General features: G+C 70.5%; 17 protein-coding genes and 3 pseudogenes. 7 read left to right on the forward strand and 13 right to left on the reverse strand.

Annotated elements, in window-relative coordinates; all coding sequences use genetic code 11:
- Window positions 1–75: 75 nt before the first annotated feature.
- Window positions 76–900, reverse strand: a complete 825-nt coding sequence (locus ACZ5ON_RS18115; protein ID WP_465593013.1) for a CPBP family intramembrane glutamic endopeptidase — start codon at window positions 898–900, stop codon at window positions 76–78.
- Between the two features lie 231 nt (window positions 901–1,131).
- Here ACZ5ON_RS18115 and ACZ5ON_RS18120 point away from each other — a divergent pair, with 231 nt between their 5' ends.
- The 3 genes from ACZ5ON_RS18120 to ACZ5ON_RS18130 all read left to right on the forward strand — a co-directional run bounded on the left by ACZ5ON_RS18120 (window position 1,132) and on the right by ACZ5ON_RS18130 (window position 4,158).
- Entirely contained in the window at window positions 1,132–2,364 is a 1,233-nt protein-coding gene (locus ACZ5ON_RS18120; RefSeq protein ID WP_465593015.1) for a sensor histidine kinase, read from the forward strand.
- Window positions 2,361–3,029, forward strand: coding sequence for a response regulator transcription factor (locus ACZ5ON_RS18125; protein WP_465593017.1), 669 nt, complete (start codon window positions 2,361–2,363; stop codon window positions 3,027–3,029). Before ACZ5ON_RS18120 ends, ACZ5ON_RS18125 begins: the two co-directional genes overlap by 4 nt.
- 463 nt (window positions 3,030–3,492) lie before the next feature.
- Entirely contained in the window at window positions 3,493–4,158 is a 666-nt protein-coding gene (locus ACZ5ON_RS18130) for a hypothetical protein (RefSeq protein ID WP_465593019.1), read from the forward strand.
- Between the two features lie 148 nt (window positions 4,159–4,306).
- Here the strand turns inward: ACZ5ON_RS18130 and ACZ5ON_RS18135 are convergent, their stop codons facing one another.
- Window positions 4,307–4,870 carry a hypothetical protein gene (locus ACZ5ON_RS18135; RefSeq protein WP_465593022.1) on the reverse strand — a complete coding sequence of 188 codons (564 nt, stop codon included), beginning with the start codon at window positions 4,868–4,870 and terminating at the stop codon, window positions 4,307–4,309.
- 567 nt (window positions 4,871–5,437) lie between these two features.
- On the opposite strand from ACZ5ON_RS18135, the gene ACZ5ON_RS18140 reads away from it, so the two are divergent.
- A complete protein-coding gene (locus ACZ5ON_RS18140; RefSeq protein ID WP_465593025.1) occupies window positions 5,438–6,169 on the forward strand; it encodes a hypothetical protein in 732 nt (243 codons plus the stop codon).
- Here the strand turns inward: ACZ5ON_RS18140 and ACZ5ON_RS18145 are convergent.
- From ACZ5ON_RS18145 to ACZ5ON_RS18165, 5 genes and pseudogenes are all read right to left on the reverse strand, one after another.
- A pseudogene (locus ACZ5ON_RS18145) lies at window positions 6,078–6,362 on the reverse strand (hypothetical protein); the annotation flags it as partial. The gene ACZ5ON_RS18140 and the pseudogene ACZ5ON_RS18145 sit on opposite strands and share 92 nt — an antisense overlap.
- Window positions 6,363–6,588: 226 nt before the next feature.
- Window positions 6,589–6,747 carry an alpha/beta fold hydrolase gene (locus ACZ5ON_RS18150; protein WP_465593028.1) on the reverse strand — a complete coding sequence of 53 codons (159 nt, stop codon included), beginning with the start codon at window positions 6,745–6,747 and terminating at the stop codon, window positions 6,589–6,591.
- A 99-nt stretch (window positions 6,748–6,846) separates the two neighbouring features.
- Complete coding sequence (locus ACZ5ON_RS18155) at window positions 6,847–7,497, reverse strand: alpha/beta fold hydrolase (protein WP_465593031.1); 651 nt, start codon at window positions 7,495–7,497, stop codon at window positions 6,847–6,849.
- Between the two features lie 253 nt (window positions 7,498–7,750).
- The gene (locus ACZ5ON_RS18160) at window positions 7,751–7,984 is read right to left on the reverse strand and encodes a hypothetical protein (protein ID WP_465593034.1); all 234 of its coding nucleotides are present in this window, start codon (window positions 7,982–7,984) and stop codon (window positions 7,751–7,753) included.
- 71 nt (window positions 7,985–8,055) lie between these two features.
- Window positions 8,056–8,160 (reverse strand): annotated as a pseudogene (locus ACZ5ON_RS18165) (IS5-like element IS4811 family transposase); the annotation flags it as partial.
- Between ACZ5ON_RS18165 and ACZ5ON_RS18170 the strand changes: the two are divergent.
- Window positions 8,161–8,276: pseudogene (locus ACZ5ON_RS18170) on the forward strand (transposase); the annotation flags it as partial.
- Window positions 8,277–9,272: 996 nt separating this feature from the next.
- Window positions 9,273–9,869: a choice-of-anchor C family protein gene (locus ACZ5ON_RS18175; protein ID WP_465593037.1), complete on the forward strand. Its 597-nt coding sequence runs from the start codon at window positions 9,273–9,275 to the stop codon at window positions 9,867–9,869.
- Window positions 9,870–10,551: 682 nt separating this feature from the next.
- Here ACZ5ON_RS18175 and ACZ5ON_RS18180 read toward each other — a convergent pair.
- The 4 genes from ACZ5ON_RS18180 to ACZ5ON_RS18195 form a co-directional block, all read right to left on the reverse strand.
- A complete protein-coding gene (locus ACZ5ON_RS18180; RefSeq protein ID WP_465593040.1) occupies window positions 10,552–10,911 on the reverse strand; it encodes a hypothetical protein in 360 nt (119 codons plus the stop codon).
- Between the two features lie 121 nt (window positions 10,912–11,032).
- Window positions 11,033–11,158: a hypothetical protein gene (locus tag ACZ5ON_RS18185; protein WP_465593043.1), complete on the reverse strand. Its 126-nt coding sequence runs from the start codon at window positions 11,156–11,158 to the stop codon at window positions 11,033–11,035.
- A 573-nt stretch (window positions 11,159–11,731) separates the two neighbouring features.
- Window positions 11,732–12,067, reverse strand: coding sequence for a glycosyltransferase family 2 protein (locus tag ACZ5ON_RS18190; protein WP_465593046.1), 336 nt, complete (start codon window positions 12,065–12,067; stop codon window positions 11,732–11,734).
- Between the two features lie 656 nt (window positions 12,068–12,723).
- Window positions 12,724–12,915 (reverse strand): hypothetical protein, encoded by a 192-nt coding sequence (locus tag ACZ5ON_RS18195; RefSeq protein ID WP_465593049.1) that lies wholly within the window; start codon window positions 12,913–12,915, stop codon window positions 12,724–12,726.
- Window positions 12,916–13,179: 264 nt separating this feature from the next.
- Here ACZ5ON_RS18195 and ACZ5ON_RS18200 point away from each other — a divergent pair, with 264 nt between their 5' ends.
- Window positions 13,180–14,631 (forward strand): WXG100-like domain-containing protein, encoded by a 1,452-nt coding sequence (locus ACZ5ON_RS18200; protein ID WP_465593052.1) that lies wholly within the window; start codon window positions 13,180–13,182, stop codon window positions 14,629–14,631.
- Between the two features lie 362 nt (window positions 14,632–14,993).
- Here ACZ5ON_RS18200 and ACZ5ON_RS18205 read toward each other — a convergent pair whose 3' ends face one another.
- The gene (locus tag ACZ5ON_RS18205; RefSeq protein ID WP_465593055.1) at window positions 14,994–15,353 is read right to left on the reverse strand and encodes a hypothetical protein; all 360 of its coding nucleotides are present in this window, start codon (window positions 15,351–15,353) and stop codon (window positions 14,994–14,996) included.
- 754 nt (window positions 15,354–16,107) lie between these two features.
- A complete protein-coding gene (locus ACZ5ON_RS18210) occupies window positions 16,108–17,334 on the reverse strand; it encodes an alpha/beta hydrolase family protein (protein WP_465593058.1) in 1,227 nt (408 codons plus the stop codon).
- Between the last annotated feature and the right edge of the window lie 211 nt (window positions 17,335–17,545).

The raw sequence follows: 17,545 nt of genomic DNA on the forward strand, positions 1-17,545 counted from the left end.
CTCCACCGCTGGGAAGGCATGAGGTTGTGGTGGACCTCGAAGCGCTACGCCACCCACGCGGTGGCCCGTCGCCAGCTACACGGCGGCCCGCGTGGCAGCCGAGCGGCGCAGGCCGCGCGTCGTGCCGTAGGCGACCAGGGCCAGGGTAGGGACCGGGAGCAGCGTGAGCGCGAACTCGTCCAGCCCGCGGCCGCTCAGCAGCGTACTGACCAGCAGCGAGAGCACCACGTTGTTGCCCGCGTGGGCGAGGGCGGCCGGCCAGATGCTGCCGCTGCGCGCCCGCAGCCAGGCGAGCAGGTACTCCTGGCAGAGCATGGAGGCCGTCCAGGCAAGCAGCCCGGTGGCCAGGTCGGCGAACCGGAGGTAGCCGAGCAGGGCCAGCGGATAGTGCCAGCACGACCAGATCAGACCGGTGACCAGGACCGACAGTAGCGGCCGGCCCGGCAGCAGCCGCAGCCGGAGGTAACCGGTCCAGCCGAACTCCTCGCCCCAGTAGAGCGGAGTCAGTACGGCGGCGAGCAGGGCGAGCAGCAATGGAACCGACCAGACGGGCAGACCTGGTGCCACGGCAACGAGTTGGGCGAGGTCGGGGCGGTGGCCGAGCAGCGCGGCCAGGCCGACGGCCGCGGCGGCGAGCAGCAACGGCCCGGTCCAGGCTGCGAGGTAGTACGGCCAGGCGCGGCGCAATCGCAGTGGCAGCCCGGCGTCCCGGAACCCTTCGCGGGTGACCCAGCGCCGCACCACTACCGCGGCCGTGGCCGGCACTATCGCGATCGGCAGCTGGACCAGCGGGTTCACCAGCGAGAGCCGTAGCACCAGCCGGGCCAGCAGCATCCACCCCCAGGCGCCGACGAAGGTCAAGGCCAGGAAGACCGTCACACCCTTTTTCTGATGCCTCATCAACTGTCCTTCCGTACCTGTGAATAGCGTTTCGTTGTCGCGACACGATCCTGGTTCTACGGTCGGCGGACGGCATCGCGGAAAGGCGGGAGATTCCGCTCCCCCGATCGGGGGAGGTGGCCGGTGGGTGGCACCGCAATACTGGCGGCCATGGTGAGGGGAATCCGTTTCAAGCCGAACCGTTCCGCGGCAACCGCGTCCAGGAGGAGCCGTCTTCGGGGAGCCGGACCGTTGCTGCGCGGCTCCACGTACACGGGGGCGCTGTTCGCCGGTGCCGGTGCACTGGCGAGCATCCCGCTGCTGGTTCCGGCGATGCTGCCGGCACTGGCCTGGCACGCCGCACCGTACGGGGTAAGGGCGCTGCTGTGCCTGCTGCTGTGGGCGGCGCTGCTCGGCATGCTCGGGTCGGCCGGCACCACCCGGCGGGTGCTGGTCGTGGCCGGACGGCGACTTCTCGGTGTACCGCTGTCGGCTCCGGAAGGCCGGTTGCGCGGGGCGGGCCGCTGGCGCACGCCGCTCTGGGTGCTGCTGCAGGTCGCCCTGGGGTGGCTGACCGCGCTGCTGGTCGGGGTGCTGTTGCTCGCCGGCCTGGTCCTGGTCGGCGCCTGGCTCGGCCTCATCGGCAAACCGATCAGCGGAGAGCACTTGGTCTGGTTCGGCCACGTGGTGTGGGTTCGCCAAGGCGGGCCGGGCGCCTGGGTCTGGCCGGTGGCCGCAGGCTGCCTGTTGCTGGCGGCGGTGGTCTGCGCTGAGGCGGCGGCCGTCATGCGGCTGCTGGCACCGCGGCTGCTCGGGCCGTCCGCAGCGGAGCGGCTGGCCGCGGCGGAGCAGCGGGAACTGCTGCTGGCAGGCCGCAACCGGCTGGCGCAGGAGCTGCACGACTCGATCGGACATACCCTGACCGCGGCGACGATCCAGGCGGCGGTGGCCGGCGAGTTGCTGCCGGCGGACCCGGCGGCGGCCCGCGCGGCGCTGCGCAGCATCGAGGAGTCAGCACGGGCCGCCTTGGACGATCTGGACTACGTCCTGGGCGTGCTGCGGGCGGAGGCGGCCGGAACGGCACCGTCCCGAAACCTGGCCGACCTGCCCGAGTTGCTGGACCGGCTGCGCCACGCCGGGGTGGTGGTGGAGCCGGAGCTGTCGGGGGAGTGGGTGCAGCTGCCGGGCACCCTGTCGCGGGAGGCGTACCGGATCCTGCAGGAGGGGCTGACGAACGCCCTGCGGCATGGCGGGGGCGGTCCGATCACGGTGCGGGTGGCGGCCGGCCCGGGGGAGTTGGAGCTGGCCGTGGTCAACCCGATGCGCGCCGGGGCACTCGGAGCCACCCGCCCGACCGCCGGTCGAGGCCTGATCGGGCTGCGGGAGCGGGTGCGGCTGCTGCAGGGCGACTTCGCGGCCGAGCCGACCGGGGCCGGGCCGAGCTGGCGGCTGGCGGCGCGGCTGCCGGTACGGTGGTCGGCGTGACCAGCGTCTCCGTCTCCCTGCTGATCGCCGACGACGACGAGGTGACCCGCAGCGGCCTGCGTACCCTGCTGTCGGCTCAGCCGGGGATCACGGTGCTCGGTGAGGCGGCCGACGGGGTCGAGGCGGTCGAGCTGGCCCGGCGGTTGCGGCCCGACGTGGTGTTGATGGACGTCCGGATGCCGCGCCGCAACGGCATCGAGGCGACCCGTCTGCTGCTGGCAGAGTCGACCGCACCGCCGCCGAAGATCGTGGTGATCACCACCTTCGAGAACGACGACTATGTCACCGCCGCGCTGAGCGCGGGGGCGGGCGGGTTCGTCCTCAAGCGGTTGCCGATCCGTCGGATCGCGGAGGCGATCCGCGTCGTGGCCGCCGGGGAGGCGATCCTCTTCCCGGCGGCGCTGCGGCGGATGGTCACGGCCCGTCCGCTCTGCTCGGCCGACGCCCTGCCGCGTGCGGCGCTCACCGGTCGGGAGGAGGAGGTGCTGCGCTTGATGGCGACCGGGTTGTCCAACCCCGAGATCGCGCAGCGGCTGGTGGTGAGCATGGAGACGGTCAAGACCCATGTCGGGAACGTGCTCACCAAGTTGGGGGCGCAGAACCGGACGCATGCGGTGGTGCTGGCGTACGAGTCGGGGTTCGTGGTGCCGGGGCTCGCCGACTAGCACTAGCTTTCAACCGGCCCTCTACGGGGTGTGTCCCTGAAGCCGATCAGGCGGCCTCGGCCCGGCGGGGCTGGCGCAACTCACTGTGGCTATCGCGTAGCGCGCACCAACGGCCATGCACCCACCGGGACCGAGGGGTCACGACGCTACCGAACAGGGATGCGAAAGGAATAGTCCCCCAACGAGCACCTGACCCAGGGCGGTCTGGTAGTCCGCACGACCTGGCACGAGCCCGCCTGCCCGACCTGGGCCCGGCGGTGACCACCAGCGGAGCGGGGACCGGGCGGCAGTCAGGTCCGGCAGCTGGCGGGATCTCGGGATAACTTTCGGCCAAGTTGATTGTGTGTCTGTTCTGTGATGATCAACCGCTCCGGTTCCCACTAGGGTCACTTCAACTCCACGAGCGGACACCGCATGGTCATTGTGCGGCGGCCCGTCTACCCCTCGATTGGACCGGTGTGAAATGAACATCAAGTACCGTCAGCTGCTCGGTCGTTCATCGGTGACGGCGATCCGGAGCCGGCTCGCCGGTGCGGTGGGGATGATCGCGCTGCTGGCTGCCGTCCTCACCGGCACCGCCTCCGTCGGCACGGCCGCTGCCGCACCCGTCGCTGCTCCCGTCGCCGTGTCCGCTGCCGCGCCCGCCGATGCTTCCGGTTCCGCTCCCGCTGCGGCGCGGCCCGCGATAGGCGGGTGGACCTGCGCGGGCACGCCCATCCCGCCGGGCTACGTCCTCACCGGCTTCATCCGCACCGGCTGCAACGGGGCCGGCTCCTGGAACCAGCAGCCCGTGCGCGATGGGATCTGGACGTGTGCGGGCTCGCCGATCGTGTCCGGGTACGTCATCACCAACTACCTCTCCACCGGCTGCAACGGCATCGGCGCCTGGTACCACCAACTGGCCAAGAACGGCCTGTGGACCTGTGCGGGCTCGCCGATCGTGGCCGGCTACGTCACCGTCAACTACAACCGCGCTGGCTGCAACGGCATCGGCGCCTGGGTCCAGATGACCGCCAGGGCCGGCCTGTGGACCTGCCCCGGCTCGCCCATCCCGGCCGGTTTCCGCAGCACCTCCTACAGCGCGGGCGGCTGCGGCGGCCAGGGCGCCTGGCTCCTCGCGCGCCGCTGATCCGGCCCGCGGCCACGGTGGAAGGAACCGCGTGACGCGCGGTGCCTTCCACCATCAGCGCGCTGTCGTCACCGCGACGCGTCTCGCCAACCACGTCGGCTACGCCCTCACCGGCCAGGCCCGCACCAGTGACGAGTAGATGCTGCAGCTACTGGTCCCGTACGCCGTGGTCCCTCGGACTGGCACCCGGCACCACGGTGACGTTACGACGCCGACGGTGGTAGTCGATGGTGACGGCCGCGAGGAGTGGCCCCCAGACGACGAGGGGCAGGTAGAGGAACCCGGCGGCGGTGTTGCCGAGGGCGGTCATGTTCGGGTGGGGGAAGGCCCACCAGAAGGCGAACTGGGTGAGGGCCAGGGTCAGCGTTCCGGCGCCGAGGCCCGCCGCCACGGTAACCGTTCGCGGGTTCGGCCGGCGTCCGCCGACGAGGGGGATCCACCGCGGCAGCACCTCGCCCCATGGCCGGACCAGCCCGAGCGTGAGCAGCGCCAGTAGCTCTCCGGCGATGCTGAGCCCGACCACGTACGCCGCGCCCCAGCCGGAAAAGCCCATCGCCTCGTACCCGGTCTCGGTGTAGCCCGCGGTGAAACCGGCCGCCAGCAGGAGGCGCCAGATCCCGGACGGCAGGGTGACCAGCGCGGCGGCGTGGGCGGCACGGACGGCCCAGCGGGGCGGGGACGGAAGGACGGGGTCGAGTCGGGTGGCAGTCATGTACACCATCGTCTCGGTGCGTTGCCGCCCCGGCATCGCCCCTGAGGACCGGCCTCGAGCCGGCCTAGGAAGGAGATCCGTACCGCCGTCTCCCCCGCGTGGGGGAGGGCCGGTCCTCCCTGCCGTAAGCACTTCGCTGTGTACGTCCGGCTGTACCTGCGTATGCACCTTCACCTGTACGCCGACAGAGGGCGGAGAACGGGAGGGGAGGGGAGGGACGGGAGCGGACCCGGATGCCCGCCCTTTCGCCGTTCCTGTCCGGCGCCGCCTCGCCCGACCCGGCCCGTCCGGGCCCTGCTGCCCCCCACAGGCGGGCGCAGGCGGCCAGCTGCGCCGGGGTCTGCTCGGTGCCTCGAGGAAGGTGGCCGCTACGGCGGGGCCACGCACTCCCGAAGGTCATCCGGAACAGGATCAGTACGCACCCGGATACCCTGCCGACCAAGATCGCCGAGCACAGGACCCCGTGCCCAACTCATTCTGCAACGATCAGTAAGCTGATGGACCGTGAGCTGGTCACGTTGGCAGCCCTGTTGTTCTGGTGCTGACGGGCGGGAACGAGGGGGATGGATGCGCGAGGATCAGCGGCGGGCGACGGCAACCCGACAGCAGGTGCTGCTTGCCCAGTGGGCCGCCCCGCACCAGGTGCGAACGGCCGGGGAGGCACTCGACGCCTACCAGACGAGCGGGCAACGGCTGGCCACGGCCCGCCGGGACGGAGACCTGTCGGCGGCACACGAATCACTCGCCCAACAGCTGGCGGCACAACAGCAGTTGGGCGAGCTGATCGGTCTGCGGGCGGCGGGCTGGCTGCTGGACGCCACCGACCGTCCGGCGGAGCCGGTGACCGTCTTCGTCGACGAGACCACCGTGCGTGCGCAGCAGGTGCAGCGTGCGGGGTTGGGGACGCTGCAGGCGTACGGCGCGGTCGCGCTGCCGGGAGAGCTGCTGCCGGTCTTCGCTGCCCGCACGGCCAAGGTCCGGGCCGATTTCGGGCTCGGTGACGAGGAGTTGAAGTGGTCGCCGGACCGGAATCGGCAGCCGGCGCAGTTCGCGCTTGGCGCTCAGGGTCGTGAGCCGATGCAGCGGGCTCTGCTGGCGGCGGCCGCCGAGTGCGGGGCTTGGACGGCGACGGTGGTGTGGGACCAGAAGCGCGATCCGAGCCCGGACGCCCACCGCGAGAAGTGGATGCTGAAGCTGCTCTCGGGCAGGTGGGGGCATGGCCGTGGCGGGCGGCGATGTACTGGGCTGGCATCCCGCCGGCCAGCGGCCCCGGTCGGAACAGCGAGATGGCGGCGATGACGTCCTTGATGTCGCGCGGCTGCAGACCGGAGACGAGGTCCTGCTGCCCGGACGATTCGAGCTGGTACATGCCGATCGTGTCCGCGGCCTGGATCATCAGGAACGCGAAGAGGTCGTCCGGTGGCACTTGCTCCGGGTCGTCGAGGTCGATGACGGTGCCGGTGGTGCGTGTAGGGTCCGCGCTTGCGTGCGCAGTGCTTCCTGCACGGATGCTGGAATCCGGACCCGGCGCGCACCACCGGTGTCGGAGGGTCATGCGCACTCGGGTCCGGTCGGGACACTGCCGGACTCCCGGCTCGGTCACTGAGGGTCGTCGTGCGATTCGGATCCACTGATGAGAGGCCCGCGGTTCTCCGGGACAGTTGCTGGCTGATGGTCATCAGCCTTGGACGTCCCCCAGGACCGGCCCGATTCACGGCTCAGCCAGGCAGGCTCAGGATCACCTCGGCGAAGGCCTGTGGTGCCTCCTGCGGGACGTTGTGGCCCACTCCGGGCAGGGTCCGGACCTCGCACGGGCCGGTGAAGCGCTCGGTGACGCCCTGGTCGGCGGGCGCGATCACACCGTTGGCACCGCTCACCAGCACGACCGTGGGGACCGCGATCGGCGGCTGCGCGGCGAGCAGGTCCTCCAGGGCCTGGTAGCGCGGATCACCCTCCGCCAGGCCGTACCGGTGCCGCTAGGAGTGGATCGCCACCTCGACGAAATCCGGGTTGTGCAGGCTCTTCGCCGACGCGGCGAACGCCTCCTCGGCCTCCGGCCAAGTCGGCGACCACAGGCGCCAAAGCAGCTTGCACAGCTCCTCGCGGTTCTGCTCCAGACCCCTGCGGCCGCGCTCCGAGTGGAAGTAGTACTGGTACCAGTAGTTGTGCTCCGACTCCGGCGCAACGGGTTCCATCGCGCGGGCGATGTTCTGGATGGTGTAGCCGCCAGCCGTGACCAAGCCCTGGATACGCTCCGGCCAGATGGCCGCGGCAATGCAGGCCGCGCGTCCGCCCCAGTCGTAGCCCGCAATTACGGCCCGCTCGATCCCCAGCGCGTCCATGAAGTCCTTCAGGTCCTGGGCGAGCGCCGCCTGCTGGCCGCTGCGCATCGCGCGCTCCTCCAGGAACCTGGTGGGCCCGTAGCCCCTCAAGTACGGCGTCAGCACGAGCCTGCCACGGGCGGCGAGCCGGGCCGCGACTTCGTCGAACGCCCGGACGTCGTAGGGGAAGCCGTGCAGAAGGATCACGGGCACGCCTGCTTCCCGGCTGTGCTCGCCGGTCTGCTCATATGCGATCTCGAGTACTGGTGTCGTCACTCGGTTCTGCGCGCTGTGACTCACACTCACCCATCCATCTTTCACGCCTTCCGGTGGCCTTGCAACACCGAGCCTCCTGGGAAGCCGGTACGGCCGGGACGGTGCGAGCCTCCCAGTACCCACCGTCCTGGAAGGCGGCAAGAGAATCTGATCAACCGTCACCGGTCGCAAGCAGCAGGCATCGAGACGCGGATTTGCGCATTGCGCATTCACTGCGCATCAAGATTCGGCCCCTGGATGTCGCGCACCACCTGGTCGACAACCAGGAAGTACGTGTCGTACTTCAGCTGGGTGACGACAGCGAGCTCCTGGTCGAGGCGGGCCCGCGCCCTGGGATCGCGGTCCAGGCCGCGGCGCACTGGCGCAGTGCCGCGCCCTCGGGGCCGGTTTCCACCTCCCGCCAGCGCAGGGTGTCGAACCCGTCGTGGTCGGCCCACTCCTGCGCCGTCTCCACCAGCTGGTGCAGAGAGTGGAGCTCGGGCTGAGGAGTCGGGCCGGTCCTGGGGACGGTCACCATGGTGACCGCCGAGGCGATCAGTCCCGCTAGGTTTCGCGGGATGCGGGTTGGCCTGCCCTGCGGGACTCCCTTCGAGTGATGCGTCCGGTCATGAGGGTGATCGCGGCCCAGGTGATCAGCGACTCGGAGTGCTGGATGGGGCGTTCGTAGTTGCGGGCGTGCCGGCGGGCGTGCATCGCACCGACGTCGTCGGCGTCTTCCCCGACCGCACCTCGGGTCATCCGACTCGTCGGCGCGGTCCTCACGGAGCAGAGCGACGAGTGGGCCGAACAGCGCCGCTACATCGGCCCCGAGATCCTCGGCCGCTGCCGCGTTCACCTCATCGAGGGAGAATCCGACACCGAACCGACCCCGAGTTCCCTCAGCGCACAGCCTGTTAGCGAATCACCGAGTGGCCGTCGATACACCACTCCAGCGGACGTGACCTCCGCAGAAACTGCCCCGCCGTGCCGTTCATCCCGGAGTTGGTCGCGGCCCTGGACTGGCTGGACACTCTCGACGAACCTCTCGGTCGCAAGGTCCAACTCGGAGGCGCGTACCCGCGAAGCGGGCCGGAGACCGCCCAGGCCCTACACCTGGAATCGGCAATCCGTGCGGCCGATGAGGCACGGTCCGCACTGTCAAGCGGCGCGTTCCGCGAGCACCCCGACACGGCGTCCACCACGGACTACTCCCCGTTCCCCGAATACCGCGCTGTTCTTGAGCAGCGGCCCGCGATGCAGCCAACGTGGCCAACGGTTGACCTCTCCTCGACAGTTGCACCCCGCCGCGAACCGGAGGGTTGCAGTCGCGTTGGTACTGCTATTGGTACTGCTACTCGGCTGCGAGGGGTGCGTCGAGCAGCTCCTGGACTTCCGCGCGGCTGGCCCCCGGAAGGGCGGGCACCAAGTCGGGGTTGGAAGCCACCATGGCGACCACAGGTGCGCCCTGCGGCGGTGCCCGATGAACCAGACGATCGTGTTGGTCCAGACTTCGGGCGAGCCGTCATTGAGGATCAGGTTGCTGCAGTCGTAGTAGCTTCCATGCCGTTGCACGCCGTTGATGGCGGACTCGAAGGACAGGTAGTCCTCGTCGCCGACGGGTGCGTGCTTGTGGAGGGCGAGACGTCGGGGAGCCGTACCTGTTCGCAGGTGAATCGGCGCAGCTATGAAGACTGCGCCCTGAACGGGGTGTCCCTTCTTGTGATTGTACGTCTTTCTTTCGGGCCCTTATTCCCCGCCTCGAACCTGCTTATCTTATTCGTGGACGCATCAGTTCGATGTGCGCCAACTGCTCGGGAGGGAAACCCATGCGTGCCATGCGTGCCTGTGTCATCGCCGCCACCTCCTCCGTCCTGCTCGCCGGTGCCGGCGCCCCGGCCTCGGCGCAGACCGTCAGCCACTTCGACGACGGCAGCTTCGAGTACCCAAGAGCGGCGGCCAACAGCTTCGCTGACCTTTCCGCAGGACAGACCATCGGACCGTGGCAGGTCACCGAGGGCACCGTCGACCTGATCGGAGCCGGCTTCTGGCAGGCGGCGGAAGGTGACCAGTCCGTCGACCTCAACGGCACCGGCCCCGGCGTCGTGACCCAGACCTTCACCACCGTCCCCGGGGCGACCTACACCGTCACCTACGCCCTGGCTGGCAACCCCGGGGGCGCGCCGACCCTCAAGACCGGCCGCGCCCTCATCGACGGGCAGGACTTCCAGGACTTCTCCTTCGACATCACCGGCAAGGCTCTTACGAACATGGGATACGTCAACCGGCAGTTCACCTTCCGAGCCACCAACTCCGCGACCACCGTCGCCTTCGCCAGCACCACGGCGAACAGTCCTTTCGGTCCGGTCGTCGACGACGTCCGGATCGAGCGCTGCGCACCCTGCCCGCCCTGCGGCAACGGCTGACAGAGTCGGCATACGGGCTGGGCGGGATCAAATACCGCCTGACGTTCGCCCGGCCCATCCGCCCGCGTCGCCGCCCATCCGCCGATACCGCGCTCACTGCCGCAGCCTGGGGTGCGGCGGAGCGGGCCGGCTGCGAGGTCATCGAGATCGATGGTGTCAGTCTCGACGGCGAGCACACCGTCGACTGACCTGAACGACAGCGCCCCGCCGCGAACCGGCGGGGCGTTGCCACTCCCTGTGTCGGTGCTCCCGCACGGCTACTCGATGGCCTCAGCGTTCACCGCCGGGTCGTCGAGCCGCGGCCAAGGTCGCCCATCGCTGACAGCCGCAGGAAGTAGGCTCCCCGCATGTCCGAAGCGTGCCCCGTCCACCAAGACCTCCCAGTCCTCTATCGAGCCGAAGCCGGCGTCAGACACGGACGCTGGCAGATGTCCGTCATCGGCCCGGTCCTGGACGTCGTCGCTGGCCGGTCGATCGACCTTGGCCCGGCAGACGCCCACACAGTGGCGAATGCTGGCGAGCCTGGGCGCTACCTGGTCGCGCTGGACGGCGAGTCGGTGCCCGCGCTGCCCGTAGAAGGAGGCGTCGCGGCGCCTGGGTGGTGTTCCGTCGGCTGATGGGCGAGGACTTCTGACCGCTGGCCCAAGGTCCGCGTGCCGGCAGCAGTCTCAGTGACTGGAGATCAGTAAAGGTGGCTGCGTTCAGCTCGTCGATCTGACGGAAGACCAGTAGAGCCCTGCCGTTTGTCACGGCAGGGCGCTTGTCGTCCTGGGCCAACGCCGATCGTCTCCAGGAGTTCGCCGTACAGCTCCTCCTCGCCCGGGCGGAACCCACCCTGCACCCGGTCCGGCTCGTCGTGGAGCCGCCGCAGCAGCTCCGGCTCCGCAATCCCCAGCGCCTGGTCGACGGCCTGCGCGGCGTCCCACCACCGCGGCGTCCGCGCGGCAAGCTCGCCGAAGACCACCGCCGCCACCGCCCCCGCCCGAAGCCGCTCCCGGGCCGCCTCAACCAACGCCCCACCGGTGTCGGTCCCGTTCGTCATCCGCCACCCGCCCCTTCGCCATCGGCCGGGCTCAGCGGCCGACCTGGTCCCAGCCAGTCTTCCGCGCAGACCGCAGCTCCCAGGCAGCGCCCCCGTCCTTCCCCTGTGCGCACAGCTCCGCTCACCATCGCGGGGCGGCGAGCTTCAGCACCAGGTACGCCGTGCCCGCGGCGTCGAACTCGGCGGCAAGCAGTCCGCTGAGGGTGCTCTTGCCGGCGCCGGGCAGGCCGTGGAGAGCCAGACGCACGGGGACCTCCAGGGGAGGGGAGCCAGGCCGCAGGGCCTGGTGAAGGCGATGGGGGCACCGGCGGGTCGACCGGGGTTCGGGCCAGGGACGCTCGGTACGGTCCTACCCTGCACCCGCCCGCTCCGGCGGTGGAAGGCCCGACGCCGGTGCCCGACCGGTGCGTGGACGAGCACTGAACGAGCACTGGCCGCCGCCCTTCCCGGCTGCGGCTGTGACCGTTACCGTTGCAAGTGCGCGTGCGCTCTGACGTCCCATTACGCGGGAGGCGATGTGCAGCTGGTACGCCCGCTGGTCCGTGCCCGTAAGGCGCGCAACCTGGAGCGTCCGGAGCGGGCCCGGGAAGTGCGCCGGATCAGCGTCGAGCTCGGCACACCGCGTTGGAACGGCCCCGACGGGGTCCTACGGTGGGAGGAAGGCCGCACGCCCGATGCCGATACCCAGCGCGTCCTGGCCCGCCTGTTCGGCATTGACCCCGCACTCGTCGACGGGCGGCCCTGGCCGCATTGGCTGGACGCCGATCCGCTCCAGGAACCACCCACCTTCCCGTGGACCGTCCGAGGGCCCTGGACGCGCTCACCGAGACCGCTCGAACTCCGCCACCAGCCGAGCCAGCGTGTCCGGTTCCGGCAGGATCGCGTCGTTGTCGAAGAAGAGGATGAACTCGCCGGCCCCCTCGCCGCCCAGTTCCTCGGCCCCGACGTTGCGCCCGCCCGGGATGCCCAAGTTCTCCGGCAGCACGACGGACCGAGCCCCCTCCGGCACGTAGTCCGGAACGACGCCGTTGCCGACCACCACCATCCGCAGGTCGACACTCTGCTGGTTGCGCAGCGAGTCCATGGCTTCCCTGAACTCGTTCGGCCGGTCGTTCATGGTCAAGACCACGACGTCGACGGTGGGCTTGTTGATCACGCTGCTTCTGCCTGAGCGCAGCAGCCCCTACGAACAGGCCCCGCCAGCGTCGGCATGCCCCGGACTACTTCGCACGCCATGTGGACGGCTCGGCCGTAGTGGTCGACGTCCGTGCCGACAGCCGGGTCGAGCGTAAGGAAGCCGAAGCATTCGAGGTGACGCGTCTGGCCTGCGCCCGGGTCGGGTGGGGGTTCGAGCAGGTGGGAGTGCCGGAGGCGGTGCTGCTGGCGTTTCTGCGGTGGCTCTCGCGCTGCCGGCACCCTCGGCTGTCTGCGCCGCCCGGTCGCGGACCGGCTGCGGGAGGTCTTCTCGCGGCACGGGTGTTCTCCCGCACCGCCAACAGGGTCCGGGTTCCGACCATACGGGCGCCGCAGGCGCATGTAGTGCTCCTCGTGTTCGGCCGGCAGTCGGCCGTGGCGGCACGCGGTGGTCATGAGCGTCTCCTTTCCGTGTGGTCGGCGGGTCCGTCCGGGCCGCGTGCCGCATCCCGCGACGGGATGCAGGCGATGCGGTCCGTGGTCGGTGCTGGCCGTGGGCGTGGATCGGGCGGGCCTACGAGGCTGGCGGCCCCCAGGGCGGGATCAGGTCCGGCAGTGCCCGGTCCGCCAGGTTGTTCTGGCCGGCGGAGGCGAGTTGTCCCTCGGGCTCGGAGCAGGTCAGTGCCGCCAGTGGCTGAGGCTGGTCGGGGTGGTGACGGCACCGTAGCGCTTCAGTTGGTGGCGCTGCCGGTCGGCGGCGGCCAGCGCCCGGGCCAGAGCGGAGGCCAGCTGTGGTGTCCTGGCCTTCGGTGCCGATGGACTTCTGGATGTACCAGGGCCGGTTGTCCGGGTCCCCGTCGCCGTGGTCATCCCGTAGCCGTATCGGGCCTCCGGGAGGAGAGAGAACGCCGCGCTCCGTCCTGATCCGGAAGAGGCGGCCGGTGACGTTCACGCCGTCTTCGCATGTTGAGTCCGAGTCCGACGTGTTGCCGGCCTGGCTGGACCTGGATGTGCCCGACGACCGGCCATAGGTGGCCGGTGCCATGTCCTGTTCTCCGATCGGCACCAACACCAGCATCAGTCCAGCCGGAAGTGTTCATCCGCGCTCGACCGCACAGCGACCTGGGGGAAGCAATGGCACTCGAACTACCGCCGGAACTCGGCACCGTACTCAATCTCGTCGGACTGGACTGGCCCCAGGCGAACGAGGACGAGGTGAACAGGCTCGCGGACGAGCTCAGAAAGCTGGCCTCGACGCTCGACTCCGTCCAGATGAACGCCGACAAGGCACTCACCGTGCTGAAGGAGGTGTACCACGGCGCTTCCGCGGGCAGGCTGGCCGAATTCTGGACAACCGTCTCCAAGTACTCCGGCATGGTGGTCGAGGCCTGCGGGGCCACTGCGGCCGCGCTCAACGCGGCGGCGCTGGTCATCGAGGGCTGCAAGGGCGCCACGGTGACCCAACTGGCGGCGACTGAGGGCGAGATGGCAGCCGCGTCGGCGACTGGCCCATGGAGCAGCGCGGCCATCGTCGCGGCTGGTAAGCAGATCGTCTCCGGCATCCTGGAGGAGGCGGTGTCCGCCCTCGGCCATGCGCTGGCCCAGCCGGTAGCCGATCTGGTGGAGACCGTGGTCAAGGAAGTGACCGGCGCAGGGGCGGGGCCGTCGAACAGCTCTGGGTTCGAGGTGGACCTGGACCAGTTGGCCTCCTGCGCTCTCGAGCTTCGTGGCCACGCTGATGACATCGACTCCCAGGGCAACTCGTTCCGGCGGATCGTCGATGGCCTGGACGTGGGCCAGCCCCAGGACGCGTTCGGCAAACTGGTCATCGCCGCCGCCGAACAGATCGCCACCATCGTCGGCGAGGAGGTGCTCAGGCGGCTGCTCGGCTCGTTCCGGGGCACCGCCGACGGGATGGACCAGGTCGCCCGCAACCTCACCGAGAACGAGGAGGCGCACACCCGGCAGCTGCACGGCATCCTGGCCGGGCAGAACTCGCCGTCCTCGCTCAGTTCGCTCCACCTCGCGGGTGGGGTAGGCGACGTGACCACAGGCAACCCGCTGTACACGGGTCTCGTCGCAGACGACGGAGCGCGCCCAGGGCTCGACCACGCCGGTATGGGCACCGGCGGGGGCGAAGCACTCGCCGGCGCAGTCGGGTTCCTGACCAAGAGCGAGCCGAAGACGAGCGGGGCCCCGGGTCTGCCCGCGCCGGGCCAGCCGCCGGCAGAAGCAGATCACACGGGCACCGCGCCACGGCAAGCACCGGCCGCCGGTCCACGCCCCCTCTTCGCTCCTCCCGGAAGCGACCGGGCTCCCTCCAGGAACAGTTCCGGACTGGTCGGCGGTAACCAGGACACGGAACCGAGTAGCCTCGGCCGCCAACCGGCAACCCAGACGCCCGGAATGGCGAATGCGATCCCGTACGGTCGGGCGAGCGGCGCCCGGCCCCAGGGCCAGGGAGTTGCCAGCCAGGCACGAGAAGCAGCAGCCGCACAGCAGCACGGCGCCGGAACAATCCAGCCGAAGACCCCCGCTGAACTCCTTGCCACACCATCCCCCAACAACGCCACCCCGGACCACTGACCCAGCATTTGGCGACCTCGACACCGAAGACGGTGCCGGGGCCGGGCCGGAGCACTGAGGGATTTCATCCTGAAACTTTCTGGTCAGCGGTGCTGGCGCGGGCCGGAGGTTGGTCACTCAGGCTCGGTCCGGGGCGTGATCGTGGGCGGGTGATCGTCCGTCAGCGGAAGTTCTCTGCGTTCAATGCCGACAAGTTGGGCGAGTTGGCCGCTTGTCAAGCATCCAGTGGTGTGTCGGGTGGGGTGGAGAACGGAACGGGACCTCCGGCCCTGACAGGCGCACTGCGGCAGGCGGGACGCCTGGTCGCGGCGGTGGCCGAGGCCGGTCTGGCCGATGCGCGCCGACGTCTGGGCCCGGACCCGCTACGAGAGTTGTTCGAGGTTGTGGCGGGTCCGCTGGGCCGCCCGGGCACGGTGGGTGTGTCCTACCGGGGTCTGCGAACGGTCGCGTTCGACGGCTGCCGGTCCACCCGGGTCCCCGAGACCGGCGACAACGTGGCCTGGTTGGGCCGGTACAAGGTCGCCGCCGGGGTGGCCGCCTATCCGCTGCTGGCGGTGATGGCCTTGGCGGAGACCGGGACGCGGGCCCTGCTCGGCGCGGTCGTCGGCCCGTATCGCGGTGAGGTGGAGGCCGCTTTGCAACTGGTCGGCCACCTGCGGCAGGACATGCTGGTGCTCGCCGACCGCGGCTTCGACGTGAACGCCTTCATCCGCGCCGTGCACGCCTCACGAGCTGTTGTTGACGGTCCACCAGCTCTTGCGGATGGCGATGCTGGACGCCACCGACGCCGTGCCCGGATGCGACCCGGACCGGGCGTGCTTCACTGCGGCCCTGGCCGCCGCGCGCGACAGCGTCACCCGTGCCGCCGCCATCCTGCCGGCCGCCGGGAGCGAGCTGGGAGAACCGATCACCGAGGCGGTCACCGGCACCCTGCTGCCACCACGGCGGGCGCGGATCAGTGCCCGCACCGTCAAAGGCGTCTCCGCCCGCTACGGACACCGCCCGCCCGACGAGGACCGGCCTGCCGTCAGCACCCCGGACACCGCCATCGACATCACCATCCACGCTCCCGCGGACGATGCCCTCGCCCCCGTCCCGGCGCCGGCTCCTTCCGGCCAACCCAGCCGGATCCCGGCCCCGCGACAGGCCACGTCCGCCGCCGATACCGGCGGGCACCCGCCCGTGACGGCCGAGACGCTGCTGCCGCCCGCAGTCCCGATGCACACCAGCAGACTCCAAGACGTGCTCGCCGTAATGGGCACCGCCCCGGGGTGCGAGTGGCGCGCGATCGAACTGGCCACCCTGCTACGGCTGGACCGCAGCGACCTGACCGGCGAGCTGATTCGATGGGCCAAGCGTGGGCCCGGACGGCGAGGAGCCCTGAGTGGTGACGGCTGCCGGAATGCCCGGGGCGCCCGACAGGAGCCCCGGGCTGACGGCCTGGTGGGCTGGCAGGCCGGTGCTCCAAGCGCCGCTCTACGGCAGGAACTTCACCTCTGGGAACTGCGGCGACGGCGCATCGATGAGGTGTCCGCGGCGGTGGAGCAGGTGCTGGTCGAAGAAGGCGAGCGGGTAGGCCTGTTGGATGCGGACGGCGCGGTCGGGGGCGAGGGTGCCGACCATCTGCTGGACCTGCTGGTCGCTCATTCCGAGTAGCTTCGCTGCCTGCGGGATCAGTACTGCGTCGTCGCCGTACGAGGCGTGGACGGCGCCGTCGGCCTGGATGTTGCGCCGCCATCCGTGCAGGTGGGTCCAGAACGTCTCGGCGTCCGGGTCCTGGGCCCGGGTGAAGACGGCCGTCATCATCAGGAACGGCCGGGCCAGGTCGGTGGTGATGGTCGGCGCCATCGGTCCGTCCATGCTCAGCCCGGCCCGGACGCGCGGGTCGGCGAGCATGGTGAGTGCGGTGGCCGTGCCACCCTTCGACCAGCCGAACATGCCGATGTCGAGGGGGTCGAGGGCGCTGAGCAGGCCGTCGGGGAGCGCGAGGTTGTCGACGTCGGGGTTGCGTCCGGCGGCGAGGTCCTGGAGGCGGTCGAGTACGAAGCGTGCGTCGGTGGCGTAGTCCATCGGAGACAGCGTCGGGTGCGTGGAGTCCCTGATCTGGGGGACGACGCGGCCGTCGGGGAACTCGGTGAAGCCGTCGTAGGTGTGGTCGACGGTGACCACGACGTAGCCGTGGCTGGCGAGTTCCTGGACCATGATCGTGTGGTCGGCCCGGTGGCTGCCCGAGCCGTGCGAGTAGATGACGACGGGCAGGCGGTGGCCGCAGCGGTGGACGGGTGCGCCCAGGTGGCCCGAGGTGAGCGGGGCGAGGGACACAGGGAGCGGGAAGCCGGCGTCGTCGAGGAAGGCGCGCATGGCGCCTTCGGGCATCCAGGGGGCGAGCGGGTAGTCGTCGGCGTTCCGGGCGGGATACCAGACGCTCGCCATCAGCTCGCGGTAGTGGCCGGCCCCGGCGGCCGGGTCCGGCCGGGAGGTGTCGCGCAGGTGCAGGGCGACCATGCCGACGGGGTGCGGCCCGGTGGGGGCGGGCAGGGTGAGTCGCCCGGGTGCGGCCGCGGGGGCGGCGGGGGAGGCGGGGGAGGCGGCCCAGGAGGTGGAGGCCAGGCCGAGCGGGGCTGCGGCGCCCAAGGCCAGTGCGGTACCGAGCATGCGACGGCGGGTCAGTCCGTCTCGGCTTGTGAACGGCGTGGTGTCCATGCGCGGAACGGTGTCATGCGGCGTGGGCGGGGAGCATCAGTCCACCGATTGATCTACCCGCCGCCCGCATTGGCCCACAGGTTTACCTCCCCAGACTGATGCCAAGGGCGTTTCAAAGCTTCGGTGATCTTGGAGACGGGCCGGCCAGGGGATGTTCAGGAGGTTGAACGGCAGGTTGAAGGAGTCGTAGGAGACGTGGCTGTCGGTCATG

It is taken from the genome of Kitasatospora sp. NPDC032150 (assembly GCF_055579945.1).